This window comes from Pseudomonas sp. PL-6 (genome assembly GCF_054110165.1).
On record NZ_CM134189.1, the window covers coordinates 978,621 to 992,630 of the forward strand.

Annotated in this window: 12 protein-coding genes; 7 read left to right on the plus strand and 5 right to left on the minus strand. The window is 67.1% G+C overall.

Annotated elements, in window-relative coordinates; translation table 11 throughout:
* Positions 1-109 precede the first annotated feature (109 nt).
* The gene (gene lpxC / locus ACW9UL_RS04340) at positions 110-1,021 is read left to right on the plus strand and encodes a UDP-3-O-acyl-N-acetylglucosamine deacetylase (protein ID WP_021442017.1); all 912 of its coding nucleotides are present in this window, start codon (positions 110-112) and stop codon (positions 1,019-1,021) included.
* Positions 1,022-1,110: 89 nt separating this feature from the next.
* Here the strand turns inward: lpxC and ACW9UL_RS04345 are convergent, their stop codons facing one another.
* Positions 1,111-1,566 carry a DUF721 domain-containing protein gene (locus ACW9UL_RS04345; protein ID WP_122108224.1) on the minus strand — a complete coding sequence of 152 codons (456 nt, stop codon included), beginning with the start codon at positions 1,564-1,566 and terminating at the stop codon, positions 1,111-1,113.
* Positions 1,567-1,645: 79 nt separating this feature from the next.
* Here ACW9UL_RS04345 and ACW9UL_RS04350 point away from each other — a divergent pair, with 79 nt between their 5' ends.
* The 5 genes from ACW9UL_RS04350 to ACW9UL_RS04370 all read left to right on the plus strand — a co-directional run bounded on the left by ACW9UL_RS04350 (position 1,646) and on the right by ACW9UL_RS04370 (position 8,620).
* Positions 1,646-2,566, plus strand: a complete 921-nt coding sequence (locus ACW9UL_RS04350) for a M23 family metallopeptidase (protein WP_021442014.1) — start codon at positions 1,646-1,648, stop codon at positions 2,564-2,566.
* Between the two features lie 254 nt (positions 2,567-2,820).
* Positions 2,821-5,556, plus strand: a complete 2,736-nt coding sequence (gene secA / locus ACW9UL_RS04355; protein ID WP_122108226.1) for a preprotein translocase subunit SecA — start codon at positions 2,821-2,823, stop codon at positions 5,554-5,556.
* A gap of 152 nt (positions 5,557-5,708) precedes the next feature.
* A complete protein-coding gene (argJ, locus tag ACW9UL_RS04360) occupies positions 5,709-6,926 on the plus strand; it encodes a bifunctional glutamate N-acetyltransferase/amino-acid acetyltransferase ArgJ (RefSeq protein WP_457789124.1) in 1,218 nt (405 codons plus the stop codon).
* Between the two features lie 123 nt (positions 6,927-7,049).
* Positions 7,050-7,682, plus strand: coding sequence for a glutathione S-transferase family protein (locus tag ACW9UL_RS04365; RefSeq protein WP_021445038.1), 633 nt, complete (start codon positions 7,050-7,052; stop codon positions 7,680-7,682).
* Complete coding sequence (locus ACW9UL_RS04370) at positions 7,679-8,620, plus strand: Nudix family hydrolase (protein WP_457789126.1); 942 nt, start codon at positions 7,679-7,681, stop codon at positions 8,618-8,620. The genes ACW9UL_RS04365 and ACW9UL_RS04370 overlap by 4 nt, the downstream gene beginning before the upstream one ends.
* A gap of 114 nt (positions 8,621-8,734) precedes the next feature.
* Here the strand turns inward: ACW9UL_RS04370 and ACW9UL_RS04375 are convergent, their stop codons facing one another.
* The 4 genes from ACW9UL_RS04375 to ACW9UL_RS04390 all read right to left on the minus strand — a co-directional run bounded on the left by ACW9UL_RS04375 (position 8,735) and on the right by ACW9UL_RS04390 (position 13,351).
* Complete coding sequence (locus tag ACW9UL_RS04375; protein WP_457789128.1) at positions 8,735-9,310, minus strand: cob(I)yrinic acid a,c-diamide adenosyltransferase; 576 nt, start codon at positions 9,308-9,310, stop codon at positions 8,735-8,737.
* A 2-nt stretch (positions 9,311-9,312) separates the two neighbouring features.
* Positions 9,313-11,331 carry an ATP-binding protein gene (locus tag ACW9UL_RS04380; protein WP_457789130.1) on the minus strand — a complete coding sequence of 673 codons (2,019 nt, stop codon included), beginning with the start codon at positions 11,329-11,331 and terminating at the stop codon, positions 9,313-9,315.
* Positions 11,332-11,480: 149 nt separating this feature from the next.
* Positions 11,481-12,392: a putative 2-dehydropantoate 2-reductase gene (locus ACW9UL_RS04385; RefSeq protein ID WP_457789132.1), complete on the minus strand. Its 912-nt coding sequence runs from the start codon at positions 12,390-12,392 to the stop codon at positions 11,481-11,483.
* Positions 12,389-13,351, minus strand: coding sequence for a response regulator (locus tag ACW9UL_RS04390; RefSeq protein ID WP_021444164.1), 963 nt, complete (start codon positions 13,349-13,351; stop codon positions 12,389-12,391). The genes ACW9UL_RS04385 and ACW9UL_RS04390 overlap by 4 nt, the downstream gene beginning before the upstream one ends.
* A gap of 136 nt (positions 13,352-13,487) precedes the next feature.
* Between ACW9UL_RS04390 and ACW9UL_RS04395 the strand changes: the two genes are divergently transcribed.
* Positions 13,488-13,967 carry a YajQ family cyclic di-GMP-binding protein gene (locus ACW9UL_RS04395; RefSeq protein WP_021444165.1) on the plus strand — a complete coding sequence of 160 codons (480 nt, stop codon included), beginning with the start codon at positions 13,488-13,490 and terminating at the stop codon, positions 13,965-13,967.
* Positions 13,968-14,010: the final 43 nt, after the last annotated feature.

Sequence of the window (14,010 nt, forward strand, 5' to 3'; positions counted from 1 at the left end):
AATGTATCAGGAGTATAAGGGTGATTGGTGTTCAGCAAAGGCCGGTTCTGCTATCATCCCCGGCCATTGTTGAAAACAGTTCGCAACTAGCGATATAGCGGCCAAAGCCATGATCAGACAACGCACCCTGAAGAACATCATCCGTGCCACCGGCGTCGGCCTGCACTCGGGGGAAAAGGTTTACCTGACCCTGAAGCCGGCTCCGGTGGACAGCGGCATCGTGTTCCGTCGTACCGACCTCGACCCCGTGGTGGAAATCCGCGCGCTGGCCGGGAATGTCGGTGAAACCACCATGTCGACCACGCTGGTCAATGGTGATGTCAAGGTGGATACGGTAGAGCACCTGCTTTCGGCCATGGCAGGCCTGGGCATCGATAACGCCTACGTCGAGCTCTCCGCGTCCGAAGTGCCGATCATGGATGGCAGCGCCGGTCCCTTTGTATTCCTGATTCAATCCGCCGGCCTGCAGGAGCAGGACGCGCCGAAGAAGTTCATCCGCATCCTGCGCGAAGTCACGGTGGAGGAGGGCGACAAGCGCGCCACCTTCGTGCCCTTCGACGGTTTCAAGGTGAGCTTCGAGATCGATTTCGATCACCCCGTGTTCCGCAATCGCACGCAGAGCGCCAGTGTGGATTTCTCCAGCACCTCCTTCGTCAAGGAAGTCAGCCGGGCCCGCACCTTCGGTTTCATGCGTGACATCGAGTTCCTCCGTTCGCAGAACCTGGCACTCGGCGGCAGCGTGGAGAACGCCATCGTGGTCGACGAGTACCGCGTGCTCAACGAAGACGGCCTGCGTTACGAGGACGAGTTCGTCAAGCACAAGATTCTCGACGCCATCGGCGACCTGTACCTGCTGGGCAACAGCCTGATCGGCGAGTTCAGGGGCTTCAAGTCGGGGCACGCGCTGAATAATCGCCTGCTGCGCACCCTGATCGAGCAGACCGATGCCTGGGAAATGGTGACCTTCGAGGACGCCAAGCTCGCGCCGATCTCCTACATGCGCCCGGTTGCGGCGGTGTAGTTCGACCTCTCTTTCTCGCTTCAAAATTAGTGGCCACCCTAGGGTGGCCTCTTTTTTGCCTGGTTCTTTCGACGAGCGGTCTTGGGCGCTTATTCGGCGTCCTTGGTATGGCTGGCCAGGCGCTCGAGAGCCGCGCGCAGCCTGGGATCGCGGATACCTTCGGCGCCGGCCTGGATGCTCTGCGCGGCGCTGGCGGAGAGGTGAATTGTGCGACCGGGCGCACGACTCGCGCCGCTTTGCGGTTGCACCTTGAACAGGATTTTCGTTAAGGTCGCGAACTCTTCCAACGCTTGCAGCTGCCTGTGCAGCCTGCGCTGCTGATAGCGCAAGCGTGTTGCCCAGTGGCCATCGGTCACGATCAACAACAAACAGCCGTCGCGCCAGGAGGCCACATGACAGTGCTCCCGGGCGGCTGGTTGCAGCTGGCTTTCGACAAGACGCTGCAGATGGGCCAGGCGTTGCGCCTGACCGAACAGCGCTTTCAGGGGCTTGGCTTCGCGTAACAGCGCAGCGGGTGCCTGGGCCGGCAAGGGACGGAACGTCATGGCAGGAGGCCTTAGTATTGCAGAGCCGTCATGGTAGCAGAGCCTGCTACCAGCCTGGGTTCTGCCAGAAGGGGATGCCATGCATATTATCCTGCTCAACGGCCGGCACGGTTCGGCGCGAACGATCAATCTCGACCTGCGCTGGCTGCTGCTGGCTTTGTTCCTCCTGCTCAGCCTGAGCCTCGGCGCCGGCGCCGCCCTCGGCGCCAAGTGGCTGATCGCCGAACCCATTGCCGACAGCCAGCTGGCCGAAGCCCTCGACCAGCAGCGCGAGCAGGTCGGCGCGGTACGTCTGGACGCCCAGCGCCAGCTGGATGCCTTCGCCGCTCACGTCGCCGAACTGCAGGCGCGCCTGACCCGTCTCGATGCCCTCGGCGAGCGCCTGACCGAACTGGCCGAGCTGGACGCCAGTGAATTCGATTTCTCCCTCGACGTCGGCCAGGGCGGTGCCGAGGATGCCCTCGGCGCCTCGGCCTATGCGCCGCCGCCGTTCATGACCGCGCTGGACGAGTTGGCCCTGCGCGTCGACAGCCGCGAGCAGCAGCTGGAAGTGCTCGAGCAACTGCTCGGCGAGCGCCGCCTCAGCGAGGCCGAGTTCCTCTCCGGGCGGCCGGTGCTGCAGGGCTACATGTCTTCGCCGTTCGGCCGCCGGGTGCACCCGCTGACCGGGCGTTCGAGCATGCACAAGGGCGTCGACTTCGCCGCCAAGCCCGGCAGCGACGTGGTGGCGGTGGCCGCCGGGGTGGTGACCTTCTCCGGCAGGAAGAGCGGCTACGGCAATGTGGTGGAAATCAGCCACGCCGACGGTTATGTCACCCTCTATGCGCACAACCAGAGCAACACGGTGCAGATCGGCGACCTGGTGCAGCGTGGTCAGACCATCGCCAAGGTCGGCCGCAGCGGCCGCTCCACCGGTTATCACGTGCATTTCGAAGTCAGCAAGGATGGCCGCCAGGTCAATCCCGCGCTCTATATCGCCCGCGCCAGCGGCGTCGAGTGAGTTGCGTCTGAAAGGGTCGGCAACCGCCGTCGCTTGAATTCCTCGCATTCGCCCCAACCTATTGGTTCATGCCGCGCCGCCGCGATTGTCTGGGGCGTGCGCGGCCTGCGCCATCACGCGGTAGCAATGGGCAGACAACGTCACTTTCCTCCCCGGCTTTTCCGGGTAGAATGCCCCCTTCGCCCGCAGCCACACTGGCTGCCAGGTCGCGATTTGCGCCGACCTCCATCCATTCGCCGGAAGATCCTGTCGATATGTTTGCGCCTCTGTTGAAAAAACTTTTCGGAAGCAAGAATGAGCGTGAAGTCAAACGCATGCTCAAGGCGGTGCAATCCGTCAACGCCCTCGAAGAGCAGATGATCGCCCTCTCGGACGAGCAACTGCGCGGCAAGACCGAAGAGTTCAAGGCCCGTCTGGGCCAGGGCGAAACCCTCGATCAGTTGCTTCCCGAAGCCTTCGCCGTGGCCCGCGAGGCCGGCAAGCGGGTGATGGGCATGCGTCACTTCGACGTGCAGCTGATCGGCGGCATGACCCTGCACGAAGGCAAGATCGCCGAGATGCGCACCGGCGAGGGCAAGACCCTGGTGGGCACCCTGGCGGTGTACCTCAACGCGCTGTCCGGCAAGGGCACCCACGTGGTCACGGTCAACGAATACCTGGCCCGCCGCGACGCCAACTGGATGCGGCCGCTGTACGAATTCCTCGGCCTGTCGGTGGGCATCGTCACCCCCTTCCAGCCGCCGGAGGAGAAACGCGCCGCCTACGCCGCCGACATCACCTACGGCACCAACAACGAATTCGGTTTCGACTACCTGCGCGACAACATGGCCTTCAGCCTGGAGGACAAGTTCCAGCGCGAGCTGAACTTCGCCGTGATCGACGAAGTCGACTCCATCCTCATCGACGAGGCGCGGACCCCGCTGATCATCTCCGGTCAGGCCGAGGACAGCTCCAAGCTGTATATCGAGATCAACAAGCTGATCCCGCGCCTCAAGCAGCACATCGAGGAAGAGGAAGGCGTGGTCACGCAGGAAGGCCACTACAAGGTCGACGAGAAGTCGCGCCAGGTCGAACTCAACGAGCAGGGCCACCAGTACGTCGAGGAAATGCTCACCGACGCCGGCCTCTTGGCCGAGGGCGAGAGCCTCTATTCGGCGCACAACCTGGGCCTGCTGACCCACGTCTACGCCGGCCTGCGCGCACACACCCTGTTCCACCGCAACATCGAATACATAGTGCAGAACGGCCAGGTGATCCTGATCGACGAGCACACCGGCCGCACCATGCCCGGCCGTCGCCTGTCCGAAGGCCTGCACCAGGCCATCGAGGCCAAGGAAGGGGTGAACATCCAGGCCGAGAGCCAGACCCTCGCCTCGACCACCTTCCAGAACTACTTCCGCCTGTACAACAAGCTGTCCGGCATGACCGGTACCGCCGACACCGAGGCCTTCGAGTTCCGTCAGATCTACGGCCTCGACGTGGTGGTGATCCCCACCAACAAGGCCGTCGCCCGTAAGGACTTCAACGACCTGGTCTACCTGACCCAGGAGGAGAAGTACCAGGCGATCATCGCCGACATCAAGGAATGCCAGGCCCTGGGCCGGCCGACCCTGGTCGGTACCGCGTCGATCGAGGCGTCCGAGTACGTCAGCCAGTTGCTGAACAAGGAAAAGATCGAGCACAAGGTGCTCAACGCCAAGTACCACGACAAGGAAGCCGAGATCATCGCCCAGGCCGGGCGTCCCGGCGCGGTGACCATCGCCACCAACATGGCCGGTCGCGGTACCGACATCCTCCTCGGCGGTAACTGGGAGGTGGAAGTCGCCGCCCTGGAGAACCCCACCGACGAGCAGATCGCGCAGATCAAGGCCGAGTGGCAGAAGCGCCACCAGCAGGTGATCGAGGCCGGCGGCCTGCACGTGATCGCCTCCGAGCGTCATGAATCGCGACGTATCGACAACCAGCTGCGCGGCCGTGCCGGTCGCCAGGGCGACCCGGGTTCCAGCCGCTTCTACCTGTCGCTGGAAGACAACCTGATGCGCATCTTCGCCTCGGACCGGGTGAAGAACTTCATGAAGGCCCTCGGCATGCAGTCCGGCGAGGCCATCGAACACCGCATGGTCACCAACGCCATCGAGAAGGCGCAGCGCAAGGTGGAAGGGCGCAACTTCGACATGCGCAAGCAGCTGCTCGAATTCGACGACGTGGCCAACGAGCAGCGCAAGGTGATCTACCACATGCGCAACAGCCTGCTGGCCGCGGAAAGCGTCGGCGACACCATCGCCGAGTTCCGCGAGGAAGTGCTGAGCGCCGCGATCAACGGCCACATCCCGCCGCAGTCGATGCCCGAGCAGTGGGACGTCGCCGGCCTGGAGGCCACCCTGCAGAGCGACTTCGGCCTCAAGCTGCCGATTCAGCAGTGGCTCGACGAGGACGACAAGCTGTACGAGGAGACCCTGCGCGAGCGCATCCTCGCCGAGCTGCTGGCCGCCTACAACGAGAAGGAAACCCAGGCCAGCGCCGAGGCCCTGCGGACCTTCGAGAAGCAGATCCTGCTGCGCGTGCTGGACGACCTGTGGAAGGACCACCTGTCGACCATGGATCACCTGCGCCACGGCATCCACCTGCGCGGCTACGCGCAGAAGAACCCCAAGCAGGAATACAAGCGCGAGTCCTTCGCCCTGTTCCAGGACCTGCTGGAGTCGATCAAGCGCGACACCATCCGCGTGCTGTGCCATGTGCAGGTGCGCCGCGAAGACCCGGCCGAGGAAGAGGCGCGCCTGCGTCGCGAGGCCGAGGCCCTGGCCGAGCGCATGCAGTTCCAGCACGCCGAAGCCTCCGCCCTGGCCCAGCCGCAAGCGCTCGGCGAGGAGGGCGACGTCGCCGTGGCCGCCGCGCCGGTGCGCGCCGAGCCCAAGGTCGGCCGCAACGAGCCCTGCCCCTGCGGCTCGGGCAAGAAGTACAAGCACTGCCACGGCCAGATCGGCTGACCGCCGGCCCGCAAGGGCCGCTTGCAGTAGAGGGCGCTTCAGCTATGCTGTCGCCGCCCTGACAACGCCGCGAACGGCCCAGCCGCTCGCGGCGTTTTACCATCTACCCGGCCGCCTGCGCGGTCACCGAACACCTCAAAGGAGCGCTCTCTATGGCTGTTGGTCTTGGCCCGCTGTCCACCCTGCACCCGGTTCCCGGCTTCGAGCTGGGCATCGCCTCGGCCGGCATCAAGCGCCCGGGGCGCAAGGATGTGGTGGTGATGCGCTGCGCCGAAGGTTCGCGCATCGCCGGGGTGACCACCACCAACGCCTTCTGCGCGGCACCGGTGCTGATCACCCGCGAGCGCCTGGGTGGCGAGGTGCGCTACCTGCTGACCAACACCGGCAATGCCAACGCCGGCACCGGTGCCGATGGCCTGGCGCGTGCCCGCCGTGCCTGCGCCCGGCTGGCCGAGCTGACCGGCGTGGCCGAGGCGGCGGTGCTGCCGTTTTCCACCGGGGTGATCGGCGAGCCGCTGCCGGTGGAGAAGATCGAGTCCGCCTTGCAGGCGGCGCTGGACGATCTCAAGGAAGACAACTGGGTCAATGCCGCCACCGGCATCATGACCACCGACACCCTGCCCAAGGGCGCCAGCCGCCAGTTCCAGCACGACGGCGTCACCGTCACCGTGACCGGCATTTCCAAGGGCGCCGGGATGATCCGGCCGAACATGGCGACCATGCTCGGCTACATCGCCACCGATGCCAAAGTGGCCCGCGGCGTGCTGCAGGACCTGGTGCGCGACGCGGCGAACAAGTCGTTCAACCGCATCACCATCGACGGCGACACCTCGACCAACGACTGCTGCATGCTGATCGCCACCGGCCAGGCCGCCCTGCCGGAGATCGTCGACGCCTCCGGCGAGCTGTTCGCCAAGCTTAAGCAGGCGGTGTTCGAGGTGTTCATGGAAGTCGCCCAGGCCATCGTCCGCGACGGCGAGGGTGCGACCAAGTTCGTCACAGTGCAGGTCAACGGCGGCGGCACCCACCAGGAATGCCTCGACGTGGCCTACGCCGTGGCCCACTCGCCGCTGATCAAGACCGCGCTGTTCGCCTCCGACCCGAACTGGGGGCGCATCCTTGCCGCTGTGGGCTATGCCGGCGTACCGCAACTGGACGTGAGCAAGATCGACGTGTTCCTCGGCGAAGTCTGTATCGCCAGCAAGGGTTGCCGCGCCACCAGCTACACCGAGGAGCAGGGCGCGGCGGTGATGGCCCGCGAGGAAATCACAATCCGCATCGAGCTGGGCCGCGGCAGCTGCAGCGAGACCATCTGGACCACCGACCTGTCCCACGAATACGTCAAGATCAACGCCGAATACCGCACCTGAGTAACCTCGGCTGTGCACTATTCCCGCGCCTCATGCCCCCATGACGCGCGGGAATTTGCCTTTCGGGGAGCGAACTTTTACCGTCTCTCGATCCCTTCCTTAAGCAATCCAAGGAGCATCGGCATGGCCCTGCAACTGGTGATCGGCGACAAGAACTATTCCTCCTGGTCGCTGCGCGCGGCCCTGGCCCTGGAACTGGCCGGCGAGCCCTATGACGAGGTGCAGGTGCGGCTCTACCAGCCGGACAGCCGCGCGCGCCTGCTCGCGCATTCGCCGACCGGCAAGGTGCCGGTGCTGCTGACCGAGGAAGGCCCGGTATGGGACTCGCTGGCCATCGCCGAGTACCTGGCCGAGCGCTTTCCCGAGGCCCATCTGTGGCCGCGCGGCGAGTACGCCCGCGCGCTGGCGCGCAGCATCTGCGCGGAAATGCACAGCGGCTTCGCCGCGCTGCGCAGCCACCTGCCGATGGACCTGGCGCGCGACCAGGCGTTGACCGAGTTGCCCGACGCGGCCCAGGCCGACATCGACCGCATCTGCGCGATCTGGGCCGATTGCCGCGAGCGCTTCGGTCAGGACGGTCATTACCTGTTCGGCCACGCCAGCATCGCCGATGCCTTCTACGCGCCGGTGGCGGCGCGCCTGCGCAGCTACCGGGTGGTGCTGCCGACGACCGCGGCGGCCTATGTCGAGACCCTCTACCAGTGGCCGGCGTTCCAGCGCTGGTACCGAGCCGCCCTGCAGGAGGTGCAGGGGTGAAGCGCATCCATGTCGCGGCGGCGGTGATTCGCGCCGCGGACGGCCGCATCCTGATCGCCAAGCGCCCGCCGGACAAGCACCAGGGCGGCCTGTGGGAGTTTCCCGGCGGCAAGGTGGAAGACGGCGAGGCGGTCGAGCGTGCCCTGGCCCGCGAGCTGGAGGAGGAGTTGGGCATCCGCCCGACGGTGGTGCGGCCGCTGATCCAGGTGCGCCACGACTACCCGGACAAGCAGGTGCTGCTGGATGTCTGGGAGGTCTCGGCATTCGTCGGTGAGCCCCATGGCGCCGAGGGCCAGCCGCTGGCCTGGGTCGCCCCGGGACGGCTCGGCGATTACCAGTTCCCCGCCGCCAACGCGCCGATAGTCGCCGCGGCGCGCCTGCCCGAGCAGTACCTGATCACCCCCGACGGGCTGACGCCCGAGCAATTGCTCGCCGGCGTGCAGCGCGCCATCGCCGGCGGCACGCGGCTGCTGCAGCTGCGCGCGCCGAATCTGTTCGACGCCCAGTATCGTGATCTGGCGCTGGATATCCAGGGCCTGTGCGCCGGCAAGGCGCAGCTGATGCTCAAGGGCCCGGCGGAGTGGCTGGCGGACTTTCCCGCCGCCGGCTGGCACCTGACCGCGGCGCAGCTGCGCCAGCTCGCCGGCCGCGGCCGGCCGCTGGAGCCCGGGCGCTGGCTGGCCGCCTCCTGTCACGATGCCGAGGAGCTGGCGCTGGCCGGCGAGCTGGCAGTGGACTTCGTCACCCTGTCGCCGCTGCAGGCCACTCAGTCCCACCCGCAGGCCCGGCCGCTGGGGTGGGACGCCGCCGCCGAGTTGCTGCGCCACTGCAACCGGCCGGCCTACCTGCTCGGCGGCGTCGGCCCCGGCGAAATCGAGCGCGCCCGGCAGATCGGCGCCCAGGGCGTCGCCGGAATCCGCGCGCTCTGGCCGGCGTAGGTTGGCTTGAGGCGCGCAGCGCCGAAGCCCAACGGACGGCGCTGAGGATTTCTGCGACTTGTCGCGGGGTTCGCCGTCGGGCTTCACAGCGCTCAGGCTCCGCGCCCGCCCCGCCTACGGCTTCTCCGCCGCCTGCCAGAGCACCTCGGCGATGCCCTGGCGCTTGCCGATCAGGCGCGCGGCGACGAACAGCAGGTCGGAGAGGCGGTTGACGTAGGCCAGACCCTCGGCGCGCAGCGGTTCCACCGCGTTGAGGTGCTGGCAGCGGCGTTCGGCGCCGCGGGCGACGCTGCGGCAGAGATGGGCCTGGGCCACCAGGCGCGAGCCGCCGGGCAGGATGAAGTTCTCCAGCGGGCCGACCTCCTCGTTCCAGCGGTCGATGGCTGCCTCCAGGCGCTGCACTTCGCTGGCCTGCAGGGCCTGGTAGTCGGGCATCGCCAGTTCGCCGCCGAGGTCGAACAGGCGGTGCTGACAGGGCGCCAGCACCGCGGCGATTTCCTGCAAGCCCGGCCACCTGGCCTCGCCTTCGGCCAGCTCGGCCAGCAGCAGGCCGAGCTGGCTGTTGAGCGTGTCCAGCTCGCCCATGGCTTCGATGCGCGGGTGGTCCTTGGTCACCCGGCGGCCATCGGCCAGGCCGGTCTCGCCCTTGTCGCCGGTGCGGGTGTAGATCTTGGAAAGGCGGTAGCCCATGTTCAGAGTCCTGTGCTGTCGGGAGCGGGGGCCAGCGGCAGGCGCAGGGTGAAGCAGGTGCCCTGGCCGGGCTTGGATTGCACTTCCATCTGCCCCTTGTGGTTGTTGGTGACGATGAAATAGGACACCGCCAGGCCCAGGCCGGTGCCCTGGCCGACTTCCTTGGTGGTGAAGAACGGCTCGAAGATGCGCTTGCGCACGGCCTCGCTCATGCCGGTGCCGTTGTCCTCGACCTGCAGTTCGGCCCAGTTGCCGACCTGGCGCGTACGCAGGGTGATGCGCCCGGGTTCGTCGGGCGCGCTGCGCTGGTGGATGGCCTGGGCGGCGTTCTTCAGCAGGTTGAGCAGCACCTGCTCCAGCTCGTTGGCGGTGGCGGCCACCGCGCCCAGCTGTGGGTCGAAGTCGCGGACGATGTGCAGCGCCTTGAAGTCGAAGCTGTCGGTGAGGTCGAAGTCGTTGCCGGCGATCTCCAGCGCCTGGTCGATCAGTGCCGGCAGCTGGCAGGGCGCCAGTTGCCGGTCGCTGCGCCGGCTGAAGCTGAGCATATGGCTGACGATCTTCGCGGCGCGCTGGCCGGCCTGCTGGATGCCGTCGAGCAGGCGCGGCACCTCGCGGGCCTCGAGGTAGCGGTCGATGCTTTCCAGGCAGACGCCGATCTGTTCGGCCTGTTCGCGGTTCTTTTCCAGTTCCGGCGACAGGCGCCGGCGGATGTTCTGCACGTTGTGCAGGATGGCGCCGAGCGGGTTGTTGATCTCGTGTGCCATGCCGGCGGCCAGGCCGCCGACCGAGAGCATCTTCTCCGACTGCACCATCATTTCCTCCAGCGCCAGGCGCTGGGTGATGTCGTCGATGCGGATCACCGCGCCGCGCCCGGCACCGCCCATCAGCGGGTAGAAGGTCAGGGCATAGTGGCGCGGCTCCTCGTCCTTGTGCCAGGTGACCCGCTCGATCTTCTCCACCCGGTGCTGCTCGGCGGTGCGCTTGAGCTGTGGCAGGAAGGGCTTGAGCGGCGGGAAGGCGAGGAACACCGGCTGGTTCAGCGCCTCGTCCAGGCGCGTGCCGGAGAGTGCGCTGGCCTCCTGGTTCCATTGGGTGACGTAGAGCTGCTCGTCGAGGGCGATCAGCGCCGAGGGCATGGAGTCGATGATGCTGTTGAGGTAGTTCTGGAAACCGGTGAGCTTTTTCTCGATCTTGCTGCGCACCTGCACCTCCAGCTCCAGCTTGCGGTTGGAGTGGCGGGTTTCCTCGGCCAGGCTCTGCGCCTGGTCGAAGGCGGCCTGGGCGTCGTCGCGGGCGCGGCTGAGCTGCTGCTCGCGCGCCTCCATGCGCATCAGCATGGTGTTGAAGGCGTCGGCCAGGCTGCCGATCTCGTCCTGGTTGCCGCGGGCGGCGCGCAGGGCGTAGTTCTCCTCGCGGGTGACCTGGCGCGACAGCTCCTCCAGTTTGCGGATCGGCCTGGTCACCAGGCGCCTGATCTGCCGCGCCACCAGCAGCCAGAGCAGCACGCTGAGCGCCAGGATCGCCAGGCTGGCGGTCAGGGTGCCGGTGTAGAAGGCGCCGGGCAGTTCGCTGGAGGCCACCAGCAGCAGGGCGCCGGGGCGGCCGCTGGGGTGCGGCAGCTCGACCAGGTGGTTGGCGCGAAAGGCGGTCTCGCGCCAGTGCGGCAGCTGGCTGAGCTGCAACGGCACCTGCAGTTTCTCGCCGCGTTGCAGCTGCGCCAGGCTGACCCCGTTGCTGTCGTAGATCACCGCCGCGCGCAGCGGCGCGTAGTCGTCCAGGCGCTTGAGCAGGGCTTCGGCGGAGGCCGGCGAGTGCAGCGCCTCCTTGCTCAGCGCCGGGCTGGCGATCAGCCGGCCGAGGGTGTGCAGGGCCTGCGGCGCCATGCTCTCCTGGGTGATCCAGTAGGCGGCGCTGATAAAGGCCAGGTTGGCGATCAACAGCACCGCGGCGAGCAGCACCAGCAGCGCGGCGAGCAGCTTGCGGCCGACCGGCAGGTTGTCGAGGTGCTGACGCAGTCGCATGTGGCTATCGCTGTGACGGGCGGGAAGGGCAGGTTAGCGCGGCCGGGCGGCCATTGCCATGGCGGGATCGGGCGGCTGCGCACAGGTCGTGGGGTGGACATGCCGCAGCCCGGCTTGTCCACGGGGGCGGGCGCTGGTGGACAGGGCCGTCAGTCCAGCGGCAGGCCGCGTGCACCGAGGTGCGCTAGCAGGCGCTGCTGCAGGTGCTGCAGGTGCGGCAGCTGCAGGTCATGGCGGCGGGCGGTGGCGCAGGCATGGCCGAGCAGGTAGGCGATCTCGGTACGGCGGCCCTGGGCCACGTCCTGGTGCATGGAGGAGTAGTTGGCCGCGGTGGCTTCTATCACCCGCTGCACTTCCTCGTGCAGCTGCTCGGCCGCCGCCGGCTGGCCGCAGCGCTGCAGCAGCTCGCTCAGCTCGGCGCAGAGCGTGGCGACCTCGGCCGGGTGTTCGCGCAGGCCGCCGTTGCGGCAGTCATGGAGCACGGTCAGCGGGTTGATCGCGCAGTTCAGCGCCAGCTTGCGCCACAGCCGGGCGAGGATGTCCGGGCTCCACTGATAGGGAATGCCGGCGCGTTCGAGCTCGTCGAGCCAGGGCGGCGGCAGCGGGTCGGCCGGATCGCCCAGCCAGGTGTGGCCGTTGCCGGCGAACACCACCTGGAAGTCGGCCTGGCGAAACGCACCCTCGGTACTGGAGGCGAACAGGCAGCGCTGCTGCGGCAGGCGCTGGGCCACCGCGTCCTGGCTGCCCAGGCCGTTCTGCAGCAGCAGCAACTCGCCATCGGCGGCCAGGCGCGGCGCCAGTTCGGCGGCTGCGGCCTCGGCATCGTAGGCCTTGCAGGCCAGCAGCAGGCGGTGGATCGGCGCATCGGCCTGCGGCAGTTCGGCGGGGATGGCGTAGCGGCGGGCTGCGCCGCGCTCGACCAGGGTCAGGCCGCCGGCCTGCTGGTAGGCCGCCAGGCGTTCGTGGTTACGCAGGATCAGCCGTACCGGCAGGCCGGCGCGGGCCAGGCGGGCGGCCCACAGGCTGCCCAGGCTGCCGGCGCCGAGAACGTGCCAGGTCACAGCAGCGGCAGGCGCATGGCGGCGACCCGGCCGCTGGCGTAGGACTCGGCCAGCAGGCCTTCGGCATGGCGGATCAGCTGTTCTGGATCGGTAGGCAGGGCCTTGGCGTCCAGGCCCACCAGGCTGATGCCGGCCTTGAGCGTGACAAAGCCTTCGCTGGTCTTGAATGCCTTGAGGTTGAGGCCCTCGTGCAGGCGCTTGAAGCTGCTCGGCGAGCATTCGTGGAGGTCTTCGAGCAGGGTGATCAGGCCGAAGTGGTTGTCGTCCAGGCGGGTCAGCACGTCCAGCGGCCGCACCAGTTGCTGCAGGCGCCGGGCCACGCCGTGCAGCAGCTCGTTGTAGAAGCGGTCGCCGAACTTGCGGTGCAGCTGGCCAGCCTCTGGCAGGCCGATCAGCAGGTAGCACACCGCGCCGCCGCGCGACTCCACCTGGCGCAGGCTGTCGGCCAGCTTCTGCCGCAGGTAGCGCGGGTTGCCCAGGCCGGTGAGCGGGTCGACCAGGTTGCGCCGCTCCAGGCTGGCGATGTTCTGCGTCAGCAGGCGGTTTTCCTGCAGCAGGCGCTGCAGGGTATTGCACAGACGGTCGGCGGCGTAGACCCGCGGCACCAGTTGCTCGTTCATCGCCGCCTTGCTGATGAAGTCGTCGACGCCGCGATCGAAGGCCTCGCCCAGCACGTTCTCGCCCTCTTTGCCGGTGAGCAGGATGACGTAGGTGTAGTGATCGGCCGTCTCGTCCAGCTGGCGCACCCGCGCGGTCAGCTCCAGGCCGTCTATCTCGGGCATCAGCCAGTCGGCCAGAAGTACGCTGGCGGGACGCTCTTCGAGCAGCTGCAGGGCCTCGGCGGCGCTGCTGGCGAAGCGCACGTCCTGGTAGCCGGCCTGGCTCAGGGCGCGACCGATCATGGCGCTGGAGAACTTGGCGTCGTCCACCACCAGGATGCTGAGATGGGGGTTGGGCATGGGCAGGCTCGCGACAGAGAGGAAGGACGCCAAACGGCGTGGATCAGTCCGGTTATAATGGGCCCGCCATAGTTATCGTCAAGTCAGGCGCGTTCACTCCGTGAAGGGGATCGCGCCGTCCATCAGGAGCAAGCCCATGCCTTCGTTCGACGTGGTGTCGGAACTGGACAAACACGAACTGACCAACGCGGTCGACAATGCCGTCAAGGAACTCGATCGCCGTTTCGATCTGCGCGGCAAGTGCAGCATCGAAAGCAAGGACAAGACCCTCACCCTGACCGCCGAAGCCGAGTTCATGCTCGAGCAGGTGCTCGACATCGTGCGCAGCAGCCTGATCAAGCGCAAGATCGACTGTCAGTGCATGGAAGCCAAGGAGGCCTACGCCTCCGGCAAGGTGATGAAACAGGAGGTGACCTTCCGCGAGGGCATCGACAAGGAGCTGGCGAAGAAGATCGTCGCCCATATCAAGGACGCCAAGCTCAAGGTGCAGGCCGCCATCCAGGGCGAGCAGGTGCGCATCACCGGCAAGAAGCGCGATGACCTGCAGGAGGCCATCGCCCTGCTGCGCGGTCACGATTTCGGCATGCCGCTGCAGTACAACAACTTCCGCGATTGAACCTTTGCCGCCTAGCGGCGTCGCAACGCAGGATTGATAGCAT